Origin of the sequence: Streptomyces sp. NPDC051211, from assembly GCF_040689505.1 — a bacterium.
Taxonomy (GTDB): Bacteria; Actinomycetota; Actinomycetes; order Streptomycetales; family Streptomycetaceae; genus Streptomyces.
On sequence record NZ_JBFBAV010000017.1, the window covers coordinates 91,436 to 108,150 of the forward strand.

Below are 16,715 nucleotides of genomic sequence, written 5' to 3' on the forward strand. Positions count from 1 at the left end.
GAGCCGAAGACGACCAACCTTCAGTCGCCCAGGTGGACGGGTGATCGCCGGACAGCATGTGCGAGACAGGCCGCGCGCACACTGCCACATGCGCCTGTTCAAGGTATGAGCGAGACCTCGACCGCCTGATCCGTGCCACCGCCCGCGCCTGGGGCGGAGGATCATCTCGCGCTCGACTTCGTCAACAGCGCCATCGCACTGCCCGGAGAGCACTTCGTCGATCTCCTCGGCACCCCTGGGGCCGCGAACCGGTGGCTCGCCGAACACGGCCTCGCGCCATCCGACGCCGGGTGCAGGAGATGTGCGCTACACAGCTGCGCTCCCTGCGCGAGCACCTCAGGGCGCTGTTCGCCGCCCGCGTCGCCGGGCTGCCCGCCCTGCCCGCGGCCCTGTCCGCGGTCAACGACGCGCTGAGCAAAGCTCCCACGGCCGCCTTGCTGTACTGCGACGAGAAGAACGGCCCCTACCGCGCGGCGCCGTGCCCCACCAGCGAGATCCTCGACCGCGCTCTCGCGACCCTCGCGGCCGATCTCCTCACCGGACCCGACGCCGACCGCCTCACCGGCTGCGAATCCACCCCCCGCAACCGCTACCTGCTGCGCCACGGCCGCCGCCACTGGTGCTCCACCCGCTGCGGCGACCGGGCCCGCGCCGCCCGCGCCTACGCCCGGCGCACCCAGGCGCAGGGCGACTGACGAACCCCCTGCCGCCCGGGTGAGGTGCTGAAGCCGACGTGTCGCCCGCGGTCCTCGCCGGCCAGCACCAGTTGGACGTAGTCGGCGTGGCTGCCGTGTGCGGGGTCACCCAGCCATACACCTCGTCACCGGGCCGGGATCCGGCCGAACCCTCACCCACCTCGTCCACCACACCGCTGAACTCGTGCCCCAGAACGAAGGGCGGTTCGCCGAAGAAGTCCACATCTCTGACCGGACCTTGTGGTCCGCCGGGGGCAGGGCCCCGAGGGCGACGTCACCATCGGACTGATCAGTAAGACGGTCAAGAAGATCGAGCGCCGCATCGGTGCGACGCTGTTCGAATGATGTCGCGCGCGTTCGGGCCGGAGCTTTGGTCGGCCGCCAAGCCGAGGCCGGCGACCTGTGACCAACAGGGCGGCTTGGAAGGCGTTGAGGCGAATGGTGACGTCATGAGAGGTCGTCGGCAGTTCGGCCCGGATCGACCGGGCCTTGGCGCCATCACGGAGTGGGCGCGTCTACTCAAGGGGGCCGGGCGCTGCCGTGGACGATCGAATCGGAACCTCAGAGTGGCCGAGTAGCGGCCCGAGGCTCTCGTGGGCCGCGGAAGGGCAGGGTCCGGCTGAGGACGAGGTTGGTGGTCGTGGTCCCGAACTGGGCCAGCGCGTCGACAATCTCCTCCAAGTGGGCCATCGACGTGGCTGCCACCTTCAACACATAGCAGTCGTCTCCGGTAGTGCGCAGGCACTCCAGAATCTCCGGGCGCTCCCCGAGGAGTTGACGCAAGGGCTCGTGCCGAGTTCCCGGATACTTCAGGCGGACGACTGCCAGCGCCATGTATCCGGTCCGTTCGAGGTCCACTTCCGCCCGGTACCCCGATATCACCTCGGCTGCCTCCAGCCTCCGCACCCGCTCCGTCGTCGCCGACGCGCTCAGGTTGACCCGCCGGGCCAGCTCTGTGAACGCGATCCTGCCGTCCCGCTGCAGTTCATCCAGGATCGCCCAGTCCGTCGCGTCGAGATTCTCGGTCATCCGGCCATATTACCGGTGGATCCACGGGCGAACTGGGCCTGAACAGGCAGGAATCCCTTCTGGCAGTCCCTGTTCCCCTACTAGCGTGGTCACCGTGAAGATCGGAATCAACGTCCGCAATTTCGGCCCTGGCACCGACCCGGGAACCCTGCGCAGTTGGGCTCAGACCGTGGAGGGCCTCGGCTTCGACCTGCTGATGGTCTCGGACCACATAGCCATCACTCCCGACGTAGCCGAGCGGTATCCGGCGCCTTTCTACGAGCCGTTCACCACCTTGTCCTGGCTGGCCGGTCTCACCACTCGGGTGCGGCTCGGCACGACGGTCCTCATCGCCCCCTACCGGCACCCGCTGCTCACCGCCCGCATGGCGGTCAACCTGGACCAGTTGAGCGGCGGCCGGCTGGTCCTCGGCGTGGGGGTGGGCTGGGCACGGCAGGAGTTCGCTGCCCTCGGAATTCCATTCGAACGCCGTGGACGACTGACCGACGACCACCTGCGGGACATACGGGCGGCCTGGGCGGACACCACCTCCTACGGAAGCCGCAGGATTCCGGTATGGGTCGGCGGCAACAGCGACGCGGGACTGCGCCGTGCCGTGCGGCTCGGAGACGCTTGGCATCCGCTCCGCAGCACCATGCCGTGGCTACGAGAAGCCGCGGTCAGGCTGAAGGCCTCCGCAGACGAGCAAGACCTCCCCGTGCCCGCCCTGAGCCCCCGGATCGCTCTCAAGCTCACCGAAGCACCGGTCACCGGACCGCAACGGCTCGTCGGGGAGGGAACGATCGACCAGATCATGGACGACCTCGACCAACTACGGCTGCTTGGCGCCGAGACCGTTGTCCTCGACCCCTACAACGGCGACCCCCGCGAGACGTACCACCCACAGACGGATTGGCAGGCACTCGCCACGGTGGCCGCTCACCTCTACCCTTCCCTCACCTCAACGGAGCAGACATGACCACACTCGACGACCACACTCTCCTCCGCCGGGCCATCGCGCTCGCGGCCAAGGCACGTGCGGGCGGCGACCCGCCGTTCGGGTCGCTCTTGGCGGGACCGGACGGAACGGTTCTGGCAGAAGCACACAACACCACCCTCACCGACGAGGACATCACCGCGCATCCGGAACTGAAACTGGCGAGGTGGGCCGCGAGGGAGCTGGAAGCGCACATCGCGGCGGAAACCACGATGTACACCAGCTGCCAGCCGTGCGGAATGTGCGAGGCGGCCATCCAGCGCGCGGGACTGCGGCGGGTGGTATTCGCCCTGTCCAACGAACAGCTCCTGGACATCAGGCCCGGCAGCGGCCAGCCGCCGGTGCCCCAGGACGGCCCCGCGCTGCTCGACGAGGTGAAGTCCGTGGTCGAGGGGTACTACCGCTGACCATGCGCCAACCGCGGCCCCAGGACCGTCGGACTGGAATCGGGCGGCCATGGTCTGCCACGGCCGAGCATCGGGGTTCCAACCGTGCACGAGACGACGAGGCCTGGGGTAAGCGCCCTGTACCGGGCGACGGCCGCAGTCGCCACCGGCGCGGAAGGCGTGACCTCATCGAGCACGCCCGCGGGGTGATGACGGGCTGGATGCCCCAGGACATCACCCCGCCCCGCCGGCGCGGGCCCCGCCCCGCCGGCCCCCGGCTCCCGACCTGCCCGGGATCCGCCGCGCCTTCGGCCTGGCCCTGGCCGCCGCACTGCGTGGCGCCCGCTTCCCCCGTCGAGATCCGCGGCGACGAATGGCTCCTCGTCCTCGATACCCTCCCCGCCGAGCCGTAAGAGACCCCGGCCCCGCCGGGTCAGGCAGGTGGTGTGGTGCCGCAAGGCCGGAGTCCCCGGATGGCGACGCGGCCGCGCCGCACGCCGTCGACACCTCGACCGGGGCGCCGCCCTCACCCCCGCGCAGGGGGCGCCGTACGGCGGAAGCCGCGCCATGGGAATCTCCGACGTCGCCATCAACGACATCGATCATCTCGACCTGGAATTTTGATCAAAAGAAAACTGAGCAAGCGTCAATTGGCCTGTGAGTGAGCGCTTCAGTTGGTGAGTGAGTGAGTGAGTGCTTGACTTGGCGAGCTGAGTGCTGGGCATCGATCGTTGGCAGGACGAGCAACCGAGTGCGTCCCCGCCAGGAGCAGAGCCAGGTCGACCTCGTTGGTCCAGCGGGCCACCACCCTCGCGCGAGCTGTCCGGGGCATGGGCTGGCATGATCGTCGGGTGAGAGATGTTCGCTTGCGCGTATTCCGAGGATCAGTGCAGCTGTGCTGCCGGGATGGTTGCTGATGGCTTGGTGGTTCCGTCGGCGGTCGGAGCCGGACGAGGAATTGGCCGAGCTGACGGTTGCGGCGGGGCTGGGTGACGATGTGGCGATGGGGAACCTGGCGGCGGGCCTGTATTTGAAGGGTGACCGGGGCGGCGCGCTGCACTGGTGGGGCCGGGCATGGGCAGCCGGGAACGTCGTTGCCGGCTTCAACCTGGGAATGCTGCACGCGGTGGCCGGTGACGCGAACCGCGCGCAGGTGGTCTGGGAGAAGGCCGCGGCACTCGGCGATCCGGACGCCATGCTGGGCCTCGTCAAGCAGGCGCTCGACCGTGGCGATGCGGCTGGCATCGAGCGCTGGGCGCCGGTGATCCTTGCACAGGACGAGGCCTTCCCGATCACTGCGCTGGGCGTAGCCTTCCGGGACTGCGGTGACCTGGAGCGGGCCGCGCAGGCGTTCCTGCGCGCCGAGGAGCTGGGCGACGGATACGCGATGGAATACCGGGCGCGGCTCCTGGCTGTCCGGGGCCGGCACGAGGAGGCTGACGCGCTGCGAGCACGGGCGGCGACGGCGGAGCGAATGCTCTGAGGCGAGAGCGCGGCGAGCGGGATCCGGGATCCGCCTGCGCGAACCGCGCATTACTGAGGTTTCAGGGTGGGGTCGGTGGTGCGAGAGTCAGGTCGGTGGCGCTGAGGCAGCCGTCGATCAGAAGGTCGTGCCGCAACGTGCCAGTAGGGATGGTGAACAACGGTCAACAAGTGGGGCCGGCGAGGCAGTCAGAGCGGGACTGACGGCTCCCGTTTCGGCGGCGAACTGCTGGTGTGGGATGCGGAGGCGGGCCGGTTGTCGTTCGAGGCGTAGCAGCGCCGGGCTGCCGCCCGCAGCCATAACGCCGCGGGCCTGGCCATGCGGTGGCCGGCCTACTTCGTGGCGTTCGATCTGTTGCAGCGGGACGGCCAGGAGCTGTTGAACCTGCCCTACCGTGACGCCCGCCGACTGCTGAGTAGCTGTTCACCGAGCACGCCCTGACGGCTCCGTGGGTCGCGGTGACCCGCTGCCGGTCGCGCTCGAGGACCGGACCGGCTACCAGCGCACCAGCTTCCGGCACCGGAATGCCGGTGACCTGCCCTCTGGCGGCTGGCAACACCCGTCAGGAGGTGCTCCTGGCCGAAGGCGTTGACCAAGCTCCGCTGGGGACTGACGGTCGATGAAGCGGAGCGGGACCGGCTGCTGGACATCGCGGCCGGTTGCGGTGGGACGGACGTGGAGTTCACCCCCGCTCCGTAGCAGGGCAGCCCTTCGTTATGCCGCCCTGGTCCTGGCCCCCGCCGTACGGCGGGGGCCAGGTGTGACCGAGCGCTGTAGTTCGCCCGTGACCGCTTTGCCTGGCCCGTCCGCGAGCCCAGGGGTCCGCAGGGCTGCGGGGGAGAGGCGCGCCCTCGCGTTCGCGCACTCGCCATGCGATTGAATGGGGCCGCAGTGATCGAACGATGCGAACGTCATGGGAGCCACGCTGTGAAGAACAACGACATACCGCTGATACCGGACGCGGCGTGGCTGGAGGAACGGCTGGGCGAGGGCTCGCTCTGGCGACCGGATGAAGCCGCTCTGCCGACCGAGTTGACCCACGCCGGCTCGAGGGAGTTCCTGCTCACGGTCGGCTTTCCCGCCGTCCACCTCGATATCGCGGGGATCGACACGAGGCACTTGCGGGACGAGGACGGAATGGAACCGTTCGATGCCGACGAGATCTATGGGGAACGCTATCCCGACGACGACTCCCCGCCTACGAACTTCTGCTTCACCGTGGCCACGCTGTACGACCAGCACCTGATGCTCGACGCGGCGGACGGTGGCATCACCCACTACGACCCCAACGGGTGGGACCACGGGGCCGGGTGGAAGGGACTGGCCGCCGATGACCTGCCCACCCTCGCCGTGCTCCTCGGGCTGATCGCCGAGTCGGGCAACGCCCTGGAATCGACCGACGACGCTGTACGCACGACCGCCATCACGGATCTACGCAAGCGCATGATCGGCCAGGATCCGTACGTGGACGACTCGGCGTTCTGGGACGAGGTCTTCGAGTCTCTGGGCTGAGAGGGCGTTGAGGACAGGACGTCGCCCAGACGAGCTCATCGCAGGTCAGCCGCCTACGAACGCCTGACGTGGATGCCGGTGTGCGTACCGCACTGCGCGTTCCGCACGTGACCGCCGAGGACACATGGGGCTGCGGGGAGGGGGTGGCTGCGGCTGCCGGCTGAAGGGTCGGCGTGCCTGTCGGGGAGGGGGCCGGTCGGGGCGCGGTGTGCCTTGCGCGTGATTCTGGTGCGCCCGCCGTGTGCTCTGGTGTGGTGCCCGGGAGCGGGTTCGGCTGATCGTTCCGGGTATTGGGCCCGGAGCCGCGAGAGCGGCTCCCAGGCTAGGCCGAACCCCGCCACGGTGGCGTTGCAGGATCTGTGGCGGCGCACCGGAGGTGACAATCCACCGGCATGGTGCCGACGCTTCTACGAGCACATGTCAGAGGCGTTCCGCTGCCAGCTGCCAGCTGCCAGCTGCCAGCCTCGGTCCATCGGGCCACCGGAACACCGGAACACCGATGGACGTTGCCACCTGCATGGAGCTGCGCGGCAAGCTCGGCTGGGTCGCGTTCGCGCACGACCTTCAGCACCACACCCACCGCGCATGGCTGCCCGACACCGTGTACTGCAGCACCACCTATCAGAGCCTGCTGTGGAGTGCGGCCGACGTCATCATGTGGACCAACGACCTCGTCAGCTACACCGAGGAGGCGGCCGCCGGCGAGACGAGCAACCTCACACTCGCCCTCCAGCCCAGCGCGGCCTCGCCCTCGCCCCCCAGCAGGCGGTCGACCAGTTCCACGGATTGATCACCGACAAGGTCCAGGTCTTCCTCGAAGCCGGCCGGGAACTGCCCGGTCTCCTCTCTTCACTGCCGCTGTCCGACGACTCCCGATCTGTCGCCGAGCAGTGCCTGGCACTCCTGCGCATGCTGGTTCGCGGATCCCATGACTGGCACCTGAACGGCGAGCGCTCCCGCCCTGGCGGCGACCCACGATCACAGCGGACAAGCCTGCCTTCGACGACCTCTTCGGCGTCGCCCACGACGACACCAAAGACCCGACAGCGCCGTAAGAACTTCGTGGGACGGCGTTCCCCTGGCTTCGTTCATTTCAAGTGGCGGCGTTTGTCCATCGGTTCGGGCATCAGTGGGCGGTCGACGGTGGCCAGAATGTTCAGGAGCCTGCCCAAACCGCGCAAACCTCACAAGTCAGTACGCTGGTCAGCCGATTTCCTGAGACCGGTCACGGAAGTAGCGATGAGTTTGCCTCGCCCGGAGAGTCTCACCACTGCTATCGCCCCATCACCCAGGAGGAACGCGTGGCTCAGCTATTGAGAGTCCAGAACTTCAACGTCTCGAGTGACGGCATCGGTGCCGGTGAGGACCAGAGCCTCGAGAGGCCGTTCGGTCATGTCGAGCCCGAGAGGCTGTTCGCCTGGGCCGGTGCCACGGCGAGCTGGCCCATGCGCACGGACCCCGGCGGGAGCCGGGGCCTGGACGACTACCTCACGCGGGACTACGCGCGCAACATCGGCGCGGAGATCATGGGCCGCAACAAGTTCGGGCCCCAGCGCGGGCCCTGGCAGGACCATGAGTGGCAGGGCTGGTGGGGTGACGAGCCCCCGTTCCGCACCCCGGTGTTCGTCATGACCCACCACAAGCGCCCTTCGTTCACGCTCTCCGACACCACGTTCCACTTCGTCGACGGCGACCCGGCCACGGTCCTCGAGCAGGCGCGGGAGGCGGCACAGGGCAAGGACGTCCGACTCGGCGGCGGGGCCACCACCATCCGGCAGTTTCTCGAAGCAGACCTCGTCGACACCATGCACGTGGCGGTCTCGCCGGTGAAGCTCGGGTCCGGAGTACGGCTCTGGGAGTCCCCCGACGAGCTGCTCGACCGGTTCCACCTCGAAGTCGTTCCCAGCCCGAGCGGGGTGACGCACCACCTGTTCTGGCGAAAGTGACACCCCTGGCTGGTCCTGGCCGATGATGCGGCAGGGGAGGACCGGTTGTCCGGCTGGTCCACCGAGGCGGACGCCGACGTGCTGGCCAAGCGGGCGGCCGGGGGTTCGGGGCGTCCGTGAGCCGGCTGATGGCTCCGGGCAGGGGGCCGTTGGCGGTGCCGGGCGAGGTCCGGGTGATTGACCGGTTCCGGTCGGGGTCGGGCGGCCTGCGGGTGACATTGGCCTGGCCGGCCGGCCTGCGGGGCGCTGCTGCGGAGGGGTCGGCGGGTGGTGTGGTCCGTCACGGGGTGGCGTACGTAGGCCCGGGGGAGGGCGTGCGTGTGCAAGCGGTACGACTGCGGGGGAGTCGTACCCGTCTCCTGGTGCGCCGAGCACGGGGACGCGGCCGGCCCGGTGATGGAGTGGCACCCCGGCGGCGGAATCCGGTGTGCAGAACTCGCCCGCAGCTGACGGCCGGCAGGAGCCGGGAACGCCTGGCGGGCCGCCACGCCTGTGGCGGCCCGCCAGGCGTATGAGTTGGTGGGAGAAGCGGCCCGCCCGGCGGTCAGGCCGGGATGCTGACGGGTTCGGTCCGGCTGCGGCGGGTTGCGAGGTAGCGTTCGGCGTCGAGTGCGGCGGCGCAGCCGGTGCCGGCGGCGGTGATGGCCTGGCGGTAGGTGTGGTCGACGACGTCGCCGGCCGCGAACACGCCGGGCAGGCTGGTGCGGCTGGAGGGGGACTCGACCCTGATGTATCCCTCGCCGTCCAGTTCCAGTTGGCCGGTGAAGAGTTCGGTGCGCGGGTCGTGTCCGATGGCGATGAACAGCCCCGTCACGTCCAGCTCCCGGGTGGCACCAGTGAAGGTGTCGCGCAGGACGACGCCGCTCAGCATGCCGTTCGCTTCCTTGATCTCGGCGATCTCGCTGTCGAAGGCGAAGGAGATCTTGTCGTCGGAGAACGCCCGGTCCTGCATGACCTTGGAGGCGCGCAGGGTGGAGCGGCGGTGGACGACGGTGACGGACTTCGCGAAGCGGGTGAGGAAGGTGGCTTCCTCCATGGCGGTGTCGCCGCCGCCGACCACGACGATGTCACGGCCCTTGAAGAAGAATCCGTCGCAGGTGGCACACCAGGACACCCCCCGCCCGGACAGCTCCTCTTCCTTGGGGAGCCCGAGTTTCCGGTAGCCGGAGCCGGTGGCGATGATCACGGTGCGGGCGCGGTGGACGGTGCCTTCGGAGTCGGTGAGCAGCTTGATGTCGCCGGTGAGGTCGACGGAGACGATGTCGTCGTCGATCATCTCGGCGCCGAACCGCTCAGCCTGGGCCCGCATGTTCTCCATGAGGACCGGGCCGTCGACGCCTTCGGGGAAGCCGGGGAAGTTCTCGACTTCGGTGGTGGTGGTGAGGGAGCCGCCGACGAAGATGGAGCTGCCGAACAGCAGGGGCCGCAGTTGGGCGCGGGCGGTGTAGAGGGCTGCGGTGTATCCGGCGGGGCCGGAGCCTATGACGATGACGTCGCGCACGTCCTCGCCGGTGGTGGCATCGGTCACGGGATCAGACCTGCTTCTTGGCGTCGATCTCGGCGATCAGGCCTTCGATGAGGCCCTTGATCTCGTCGCGGATGGGGCGGACGGCCTCGACGCCCTGGCCGGCCGGGTCTTCGAGCTGCCAGTCGAGGTAGGTCTTGCCGGGGAAGTACGGGCAGGCGTCGCCGCAGCCCATGGTGATGATGTAGTCGGATGCCTGGGCGGCTTCGGGGGTGAGGACCTTGGGCTTCTGGTCGGAGATGTCGATGCCCAGCTCGGCCATGGCGGCGACGGCGGAGGGGTTGATCTGCTCGCCGGGCATGGAGCCGGCGGAGCGGACCTCGACGCGCTCGCCGGCGAGGTGGCGCAGGAATCCGGCTGCCATCTGGGAGCGGCCTGCGTTGTGGATGCAGACGAACAGTACGGATGCGAGCGGGGTGGAGGACATCGTCTCTTCCTTCATCAACCAAGGTCGGCCGACCGCGGCACGATCCAATGACTCAGCCCAGGCTGGTGTCAGCCCCGAGTGATGTGACAGTATCAGCACATGATGATGTCAGTCGACACTGATCTGATCCGGGTTCTGGCCGACCCGCTCAGGCTCCAGATCGTGACCCTCCTCGCCCGCGAGACGCTCTGCACCACCCACCTCGTGGAGGAGACGGGTGCCAAGCAGACCAACCTCTCCAACCACCTGAAGGTGCTCAGAGAGGCCGGGGTCGTGGAGACCGAGCCATGCGGGCGGTTCATCTACTACCGCCTGCGCCCGGAAGTCATCGAAGGCATCGCCGGTCAGTTCGCCGACCTCGCCCAGACCGCGCGCGCCACCGCCGAAGCGAACCTCAAGCGGTCCTGCCCTTAGCCCGCTCTGCCGCACCTGCCCGAGGAGAACCTGTCTTGACCGCCACCGAGCCCGTCGGCGCGCCCATAGCCGCCGACGTGCCCCAGCCCGCGCCCGGCGCGGCCCCGCCCCGTACCCCGCTGATCGCCCGTGCGGCCGCAGAGCTGGTCGGCACCGCCGCCCTGGTCGCGGTCGTCGTCGGCTCCGGCATCCAGGCCACCGAGCTCACCGACGACGTCGCGCTGCAACTGCTGGCGAACTCCACCGCCACCGTGTTCGGCCTCGGCGTCCTGATCGCCCTCCTCGGCCCGGTCTCCGGCGCCCACTTCAACCCGGCCGTGACGCTGGCCGAGTGGTGGACCGCCCGCCGCGGCGGGGCGGGCGTCAACGCCCGCGAACTTGCCGTCTACGTCCCCTCCCAGATCGTCGGCGCGATCGCGGGCGCGATCCTGGCGGACGCGATGTTCGGCGAACCGCTGGTGAAGTGGTCCACCCACGACCGCTCCGCCGGCAACCTCCTCCTCGGCGAGGTTGTCGCCACCGCGGGCCTGATCCTGCTGATCTTCGGCCTGGCGAAGTCGGACCGCCTGCGCTTCGCGCCCGTCGCGGTGGCTTCGTACATCGGCGCCGCCTACTGGTTCACCTCCTCGACCAGCTTCGCGAACCCGGCGGTCACGATCGGCCGTGCGTTCACCGACACGTTCGCGGGCATCGCCCCGTCCTCGGTAGCCGGCTTCATCGCCATGCAGCTGATCGGCGCGGTCGTGGGCCTGGCCCTCGTGGCGGTCATCTTCATGCGCGGCAAGACGGACTCCGGGACGCCCGCGGCATGACGCAGCGCACGGACGTGGTGGTGATCGGCGGCGGCCAGTCCGGGCTCGCCGCCGGCTACCACCTGCGCCGCCTGGGCATCGAGCACGTCATCCTCGACGCCCAGACGGCGCCCGGCGGAGCCTGGCAGCACACCTGGGACTCGCTCCGCTTGTTCTCCCCGGCGGAGTATTCGTCGCTGCGGGGGCGGCTGATGCCGATCCAACCCGGCGAGGTGTATCCCGATGCGGCGCACGTGGTCACCTACCTTGCCGACTACGAGAAGCGCTACGACCTGCCCGTCCAGCACGGCGTGTGGGTGCCGGCAGTCCACCGCGACGGCACGCACCTGCGCGTGGAGACCGGTTGCGGCGACTGGCAGGCCCGCGCGGTCGTCAGCGCCACCGGCACCTGGACCCGTCCGTTCCTGCCCGCCGTCCCCGGCCGCCGCGAATTCACCGGCCGCCAGCTCCACACCGTCCAGTACACGAACCCGGCTGACTTCGCCGGGCAGCGCGTGATCGTGGTGGGCGGCGGCAACTCCGGCGCCCAGATCGCAGCCGACCTCGCCCATGCCGGCATCGACCTGACCTGGGCCACCCAGTGCCTGCCCCGCTACCTCGCGGACGACATCGACGGCCGGGCCCTGTTCGATCACGCCACCGTGCGTCGCCGGGCCCTGGACGAGGGCCGCACCGATACCGGCGGGGTCGCGTCCCTCGGCGACATCGTGGCCGTCCCGCCCGTACGCGCCGCACGCGACGCCGGACTCCTGGCCTCGCGCCCCATGTTCGCCCGTCTCACGGCGACCGGGGTGGAATGGGCCGACGGCACCCGCGCCGAGGCCGACGCGGTCATCTGGTGCACCGGCTTCCGCCCCGCCCTCGCCCACTTCGCCTCCCTGCGCCTGCGCGGCACCCGCGGCCGCATCGCCACCGAGGGCACCCGCGCCGCCGATGAGCCCCGCCTGCACCTGCTCGGCTACGGCGACTGGACCGGCCCCGCCTCCGCCACCCTCATCGGCGTCGGCCGCCCCGCCCGCGAAGCCGCCCGAGAGATCGCCGCTCTCCTCGGTTCCTGACCCCGGTCCGCTCGACCCTCCCCGCAGCACACACGGCACGCGGGGGGAATTCTCCGCTGAAAAGGGAATCATCAGCACGGGGCGGCGGGCAGAGGCGGGCGGAGCGATGCCACAGCAGAATTCGATGGACCGGCGGGCGGTCCATGAGGACTACGAGCGCGCCCGCCGGATCTTCCATCAGCTGCTCGACACCGCTTCGGGCGCTGATCTCGCCCAGGCCACGGCCGGCACGAAGTGGACCAACGAGCAGCTGCTGTGGCACATGCTCTTCGGCTACATGGTCGTCCTGCGGCTGCTGGTCCTGGTGCGCCTCTTCAGCCGGCTGCCGCGCGGCGCGAGCAGGGTGTTCGCCCGCGTGCTGAACGCGGGGGCGGTGCCGTTCGACTGGGTCAACCACGCCGGCCCCTGCGGGGCGGTGAAGGTATACGGACCGCGCCGGATGGACGCCGCGTTCGACCGTGTCATCGACCGCCTGCACCGCCACCTGGCATCGGAGACCGACGCCGCCCTCGCACGCGGCATGCACTTCCCCGTCCGCTGGGATCCCTTGTTCACGGAGTTCATGACCCTCGGGGACGTCTACCGCTACCCGACCCGGCACTTCGACTTCCACCGCCGCCAGCTCACCCTCGGCGGCGGCAGCTGACGATGCTCAGCCGATCCGCGGGCTGCGGCGTTCCACCAGGATCACGTTCCTCCAGACGCCGTGGTGCCGGCCGATCCGCTCCCTCGTGCCGATGACCCGGAACCCGGCCCGCCGGTGCACGGTCAGGCTCACCGTGTTCTCGGGGAAGATGCCGGACTGGATCGTCCAGATCCCGGCCGCCTCGGTCGAGGTGATCAGCGTGTCGAGCAGGGTCCGGGCAATGCCTCGGCCGCGCGTTGCGGGGTGGACGTAGACGGAGTGTTCGACGACGCCGGCGTACGCGCACCGGTCCGAGACCGCGCCGGCTGCGACCCAGCCCACCACCGCGCCCGTCTCGTCCAGCGCGACGAACCGGTGCCCGGACATCTTCGCGGCATCGAAGCGGTCCCACGTCGGCGCCTCGGTTTCGAAGGTGGCGTCACCCTCCTCGATCCCGGCTTGGTAGATCGCCAGTACCTGCTCCGCGTGGGCGAGCGTCATCGCCGCGATGCGGATTTCAGCAGCCATCGGCGGGTGCCTCCTCGCCGAGGATCGCGCCTACGGCGCGGGGAAAGACGGTCAGGCAGGTGCGGTTGACCGTGTAGAAGGTGGACGTGCCCTGCCTCTCGGCCAGGACGAACCGCACCTCGGCCAGAATCTTGAGATGGTGCGAAACCGTCGACTGCCCGACCTCCGCCCGATCCACCATCTCGCCCACGCTCATCGCGCGCCCCTCACCCGCCAGCAGGTGCAACAGGCGCACGCGCGTGGGATCGGCCAGGGCCTTGAACCAGCCCGCATACAGCTGGGCGTCACCGTCACTGAGCACGAAGCCCCTTTCATCGTTAATCGACGATATTAGATTAATGGCGAAAGGGGGAGGCACCCCCGGGCCCGGCGGAAAGAGCAGGTCCCTACGCCTCCCGCGCAGCGCCCGCCAGCAGTGCGCCCATCGCGGCAAGGACGGAGGGCTCGACCCGGTAGTACACCCACGTGCCCCGGCGCTCGGAGGAGAGCAGGCCGGCCTCTTTGAGCTTCTTGAGGTGATGGGAGACGGTGGGCTGGGAGACGCCGACGTCGGAGATGTCGCACACGCACGCCTCGCCGCCCTCGTGGGAGGCGACGGCGGAAAAAAGCCGGAGGCGGACGGGGTCGCCGAGAGCCTTGAACATCTTGGACGCGACCTCGGCCTCGTCCGCGGAGATGGGGCGTTCGGTCAGCGGGGGGCAGCAGGGCGCGACGGCCTCGGGCTCCAGGAGCGGCAGAACCTTGGCATTCGACATGCGTCTATGTTGACACATGTCGAACTAGGGCGTCAGGGGGTGTCTCTCACGCGCGGGCCAGGCGGGCGGCCAGCCGGCGGGCCGCCCGCTCGGCGTCCCGGCCGACACCGCGCAGGGAGTGGGAGGACAGGCTGCGCTGCCACTCCAGGCCCACGAAAGCCAGGCCCGGCCAGGTGAGGGAAGCGCCGTCCCGGCGGCGGGGCCGGCCGGAGGCGGCGAGGGCGCCGTCGAGCCCGGCGAGGTAGGGCAGGTCCGGGCGGTAGCCGGTGGCCAGGATCAGTGCATCCAGCCTCTCGGTGGTGCCGTCGGTCCAGGGGGACCTTGTCGTCGTCCAGGCGCTGGAGCATCGGGCGCCGGTCGGGGGTGCCGGCCGCCAGGGCGGCGCGGTAGCGGCCGTCGTCCAGTACCGGCTGGCCGGGCGGGGTCCGCAGCAGGCGCCCGAGCGGTGCGGTGTCGAGACCGGTGCGGGGCAGCCGGAAGTGCAGATCCCTTCCCGGCAGGTGCTGGCGGGCGAACTTCACCGGCTCCCGGGGGCGCCGACGTTGTGACGCTCTCCCGCGCGAGCTCGGCGCGATCTGCGCCGCGGAATTGCCCGCCCCGACCGACCCGCTGCCCGGCGAACGCGGCGGGGCTGCGGTAGTCGGCCGCGTGCGGCACCTGCCCGGCGAAAGGAGTCCAGGCCAGGCAGTGCCGGCCGGTGCGGATGGCCGAAGTTCCCCGAGGCGGCGACGACGGCGCGCGCCGCCAGGTATGGGCCGTTCTCGACCTCGACGGCGAAGCCGCCGGCTTCGGGTGACCGCGACGTCGTTCTACAGGTACCTCCGTTTTGATGAATGTCTATGTTGACGTCTATCGATACAAGTGCCATGCTGATCGTGCAAGCCATAGACAAACGTCGAAACACCGAGGGAGTCGTCATGAACGAGCCGGTCACCCCCAGCAGCCCCAACCACGCCGAGACGGCGGGATCCTGTTGCGGCACCGCCCCCGCACAGCCCGCCGAGGCGGTCGCCGCCCAGCCCTCACCGTGCTGCGGCACCAACGAGGGCGCGGAAGCAGCCGGAGCCTGCTGCGACCCGCAGGCCAAGCGCGAAGCCGTCGCCACCGGTGCCGGCTGCTGCTGACCACCACCAGCCCCGCCCACCCGCCCGCCTGCATCAAGTCCCGGAGACCTGCCATGAGCGAGACCACCACCGAGCTGCCCGTCGTCGTCATCGGGGCCGGCCCCGCCGGACTCGCGGCCGCCGCCCATCTCCTGGACCGCGGCATCGAACCCCTCGTCCTGGAAGCCGGCCTGGTCGGCGGAGCCGCGGTGCGCGAGTGGGCGCACGTGCGCCTGTTCTCCCGCTGGGGCGAGGTCGTCGACCCGGCCGCCGAGAAGCTCCTCGCTCCGACCGGCTGGGTCAAGCCCGAAGAGGACACGTACCCCTCGGGCGGGGACTGGGCCGCCCTCTACCTCCAGCCGCTGGCCGATGTCCTGGGCGAGCAGGTCCGCTACGACGCCCGCGTCACCGGCGTCTCCCGCGCCGGCCGCGACCGCATCGTCGATGCCGACCGCGAGGCTCAGCGCTTCGTCGTCCACTACGAGACCGCCGACGGCCGCGAGCAGCGGGTCTTCGCCCGGGCGGTCATCGATGCCTCTGGCACCTGGTCCACTCCCAGCCCCGCCGGCGGCAGCGGACTTGCCGCCCTCGGCGAGAAGGCCGCCGCCGAGCGCATCACCTACCGCGTCCCGGACCTGAAGGACCCGGCCGTCCGCGCCCGGTACGCGGGCAAGCGCACCGCGGTCATCGGCTCCGGCGCCTCTGCCTTCACCGCCCTTGCCTACCTGGCCGACCTGGCCAAGGCCGACGACGGCTCCGGCGCGCACGCCACCTGGATCCTGCGCCGGGGTATCTCCGGCTCGACCTTCGGCGGCGGCGAGGCCGACCAGCTGCCCGCCCGCGGCGCCCTTGGCCTGGCGGCGAAGGCCGCGGTCGACGGCGGCTACGCGGACGCGGTCACCGGCTTCCGCACCGACACCATCGAGCGGACCGCCGACGGCCGCGTGGTACTCGTCGGCGAGGACGGCCGCCGCCTGGACCCGGTGGACGAGGTCATCGTCCTCACGGGCATGCGCCCCGACCTCTCCTTCCTGAACGAGCTGCGTCTGGGCCTGGATGAGCGCCTGCAGGCCCCGGTGGAGCTGGCTCCGCTGATCGACCCCAACCAGCATTCCTGCGGCACCGTCTACCCGCACGGCGTGAACGAGCTCTCCCACCCGGAGAAGGACGTCTACATCGTCGGCATGAAGTCCTACGGCCGCGCCCCGACCTTCCTCGCCATGACCGGCTACGAGCAGGTTCGCTCCATCGCCGCCCACCTCGCCGGCGACCGCGAAGCCGCCGAGCGCGTCGAACTCACCCTCCCCGAGACCGGCGTGTGCGGCGGCGCGGGCCTCTTCGACCAGCCCGAGGCCGCCGAGGAGACCGGTGGCGGTTGCTGCGCCGCCCCGGCCACCCTCACCATCGGCGGCGCGCCCGCCTCCTCCGGCGGCTGCTGACC

General features: G+C 70.2%; 21 protein-coding genes and 1 pseudogene. 15 read left to right on the forward strand and 7 right to left on the reverse strand.

The window, feature by feature from the left end:
* Positions 1-132 precede the first annotated feature (132 nt).
* Positions 133-617 (forward strand): annotated as a pseudogene (locus AB0447_RS18900) (ABATE domain-containing protein); the annotation flags it as partial.
* On the opposite strand, the gene AB0447_RS18905 reads toward AB0447_RS18900, so the two are convergent.
* Both AB0447_RS18905 and AB0447_RS18910 read right to left on the reverse strand, forming a co-directional pair.
* Positions 559-918, reverse strand: coding sequence for an alcohol dehydrogenase catalytic domain-containing protein (locus tag AB0447_RS18905; protein ID WP_366477813.1), 360 nt, complete (start codon positions 916-918; stop codon positions 559-561). The pseudogene AB0447_RS18900 and the gene AB0447_RS18905 overlap by 59 nt on opposite strands.
* A gap of 338 nt (positions 919-1,256) precedes the next feature.
* Positions 1,257-1,724 (reverse strand): Lrp/AsnC family transcriptional regulator, encoded by a 468-nt coding sequence (locus AB0447_RS18910; protein ID WP_366477814.1) that lies wholly within the window; start codon positions 1,722-1,724, stop codon positions 1,257-1,259.
* 94 nt (positions 1,725-1,818) lie between these two features.
* Here AB0447_RS18910 and AB0447_RS18915 point away from each other — a divergent pair, with 94 nt between their 5' ends.
* The 7 genes from AB0447_RS18915 (at position 1,819) to AB0447_RS18945 (ending at position 8,477) form a co-directional block, all read left to right on the forward strand.
* Positions 1,819-2,682: a TIGR03619 family F420-dependent LLM class oxidoreductase gene (locus AB0447_RS18915; protein WP_366477815.1), complete on the forward strand. Its 864-nt coding sequence runs from the start codon at positions 1,819-1,821 to the stop codon at positions 2,680-2,682.
* Positions 2,679-3,107, forward strand: a complete 429-nt coding sequence (locus AB0447_RS18920) for a nucleoside deaminase (RefSeq protein WP_366477816.1) — start codon at positions 2,679-2,681, stop codon at positions 3,105-3,107. The genes AB0447_RS18915 and AB0447_RS18920 overlap by 4 nt, the downstream gene beginning before the upstream one ends.
* Positions 3,108-3,981: 874 nt before the next feature.
* Positions 3,982-4,569, forward strand: a complete 588-nt coding sequence (locus AB0447_RS18925; RefSeq protein ID WP_366477817.1) for a hypothetical protein — start codon at positions 3,982-3,984, stop codon at positions 4,567-4,569.
* A gap of 927 nt (positions 4,570-5,496) precedes the next feature.
* Positions 5,497-6,081, forward strand: a complete 585-nt coding sequence (locus AB0447_RS18930) for an SUKH-4 family immunity protein (protein ID WP_366477818.1) — start codon at positions 5,497-5,499, stop codon at positions 6,079-6,081.
* A 376-nt stretch (positions 6,082-6,457) separates the two neighbouring features.
* A complete protein-coding gene (locus AB0447_RS18935) occupies positions 6,458-6,871 on the forward strand; it encodes a terpene synthase family protein (RefSeq protein ID WP_366477819.1) in 414 nt (137 codons plus the stop codon).
* A gap of 511 nt (positions 6,872-7,382) precedes the next feature.
* Positions 7,383-8,027, forward strand: coding sequence for a dihydrofolate reductase family protein (locus AB0447_RS18940; RefSeq protein WP_366477820.1), 645 nt, complete (start codon positions 7,383-7,385; stop codon positions 8,025-8,027).
* Positions 8,028-8,345: 318 nt separating this feature from the next.
* Complete coding sequence (locus AB0447_RS18945) at positions 8,346-8,477, forward strand: hypothetical protein (protein ID WP_366477821.1); 132 nt, start codon at positions 8,346-8,348, stop codon at positions 8,475-8,477.
* Between the two features lie 94 nt (positions 8,478-8,571).
* Here AB0447_RS18945 and trxB read toward each other — a convergent pair whose 3' ends face one another.
* The gene (gene trxB / locus AB0447_RS18950) at positions 8,572-9,555 is read right to left on the reverse strand and encodes a thioredoxin-disulfide reductase (RefSeq protein ID WP_366477822.1); all 984 of its coding nucleotides are present in this window, start codon (positions 9,553-9,555) and stop codon (positions 8,572-8,574) included.
* A gap of 4 nt (positions 9,556-9,559) precedes the next feature.
* Positions 9,560-9,979 carry an arsenate reductase ArsC gene (locus AB0447_RS18955; protein ID WP_366477823.1) on the reverse strand — a complete coding sequence of 140 codons (420 nt, stop codon included), beginning with the start codon at positions 9,977-9,979 and terminating at the stop codon, positions 9,560-9,562.
* 99 nt (positions 9,980-10,078) lie between these two features.
* Between AB0447_RS18955 and AB0447_RS18960 the strand changes: the two genes are divergently transcribed.
* From AB0447_RS18960 to AB0447_RS18975, 4 genes are all read left to right on the forward strand, one after another.
* Complete coding sequence (locus AB0447_RS18960) at positions 10,079-10,393, forward strand: metalloregulator ArsR/SmtB family transcription factor (RefSeq protein WP_366477824.1); 315 nt, start codon at positions 10,079-10,081, stop codon at positions 10,391-10,393.
* Positions 10,394-10,428: 35 nt separating this feature from the next.
* The gene (locus AB0447_RS18965) at positions 10,429-11,205 is read left to right on the forward strand and encodes an MIP/aquaporin family protein (protein ID WP_366477825.1); all 777 of its coding nucleotides are present in this window, start codon (positions 10,429-10,431) and stop codon (positions 11,203-11,205) included.
* A complete protein-coding gene (locus tag AB0447_RS18970) occupies positions 11,202-12,263 on the forward strand; it encodes an ArsO family NAD(P)H-dependent flavin-containing monooxygenase (RefSeq protein ID WP_366477826.1) in 1,062 nt (353 codons plus the stop codon). Before AB0447_RS18965 ends, AB0447_RS18970 begins: the two co-directional genes overlap by 4 nt.
* Before the next feature lie 106 nt (positions 12,264-12,369).
* The gene (locus AB0447_RS18975; RefSeq protein WP_366477827.1) at positions 12,370-12,909 is read left to right on the forward strand and encodes a DinB family protein; all 540 of its coding nucleotides are present in this window, start codon (positions 12,370-12,372) and stop codon (positions 12,907-12,909) included.
* Between the two features lie 6 nt (positions 12,910-12,915).
* Here AB0447_RS18975 and AB0447_RS18980 read toward each other — a convergent pair whose 3' ends face one another.
* The 3 genes from AB0447_RS18980 to AB0447_RS18990 form a co-directional block, all read right to left on the reverse strand.
* Positions 12,916-13,416: an N-acetyltransferase family protein gene (locus AB0447_RS18980; RefSeq protein WP_366477828.1), complete on the reverse strand. Its 501-nt coding sequence runs from the start codon at positions 13,414-13,416 to the stop codon at positions 12,916-12,918.
* On the reverse strand, positions 13,406-13,717 hold the full coding sequence (locus AB0447_RS18985; protein ID WP_366477829.1) for a metalloregulator ArsR/SmtB family transcription factor: 312 nt from the start codon (positions 13,715-13,717) through the stop codon (positions 13,406-13,408). Before AB0447_RS18985 ends, AB0447_RS18980 begins: the two co-directional genes overlap by 11 nt.
* A gap of 85 nt (positions 13,718-13,802) precedes the next feature.
* Positions 13,803-14,171 (reverse strand): metalloregulator ArsR/SmtB family transcription factor, encoded by a 369-nt coding sequence (locus AB0447_RS18990; protein ID WP_366477830.1) that lies wholly within the window; start codon positions 14,169-14,171, stop codon positions 13,803-13,805.
* Positions 14,172-14,470: 299 nt separating this feature from the next.
* Between AB0447_RS18990 and AB0447_RS18995 the strand changes: the two genes are divergently transcribed.
* The 3 genes from AB0447_RS18995 (at position 14,471) to AB0447_RS19005 (ending at position 16,713) form a co-directional block, all read left to right on the forward strand.
* Positions 14,471-14,719: a hypothetical protein gene (locus tag AB0447_RS18995; protein WP_366477831.1), complete on the forward strand. Its 249-nt coding sequence runs from the start codon at positions 14,471-14,473 to the stop codon at positions 14,717-14,719.
* Positions 14,720-15,088: 369 nt separating this feature from the next.
* A complete protein-coding gene (locus tag AB0447_RS19000) occupies positions 15,089-15,295 on the forward strand; it encodes a hypothetical protein (RefSeq protein WP_366477832.1) in 207 nt (68 codons plus the stop codon).
* 53 nt (positions 15,296-15,348) lie between these two features.
* On the forward strand, positions 15,349-16,713 hold the full coding sequence (locus AB0447_RS19005; RefSeq protein ID WP_366477833.1) for an NAD(P)-binding domain-containing protein: 1,365 nt from the start codon (positions 15,349-15,351) through the stop codon (positions 16,711-16,713).
* Positions 16,714-16,715: the final 2 nt, after the last annotated feature.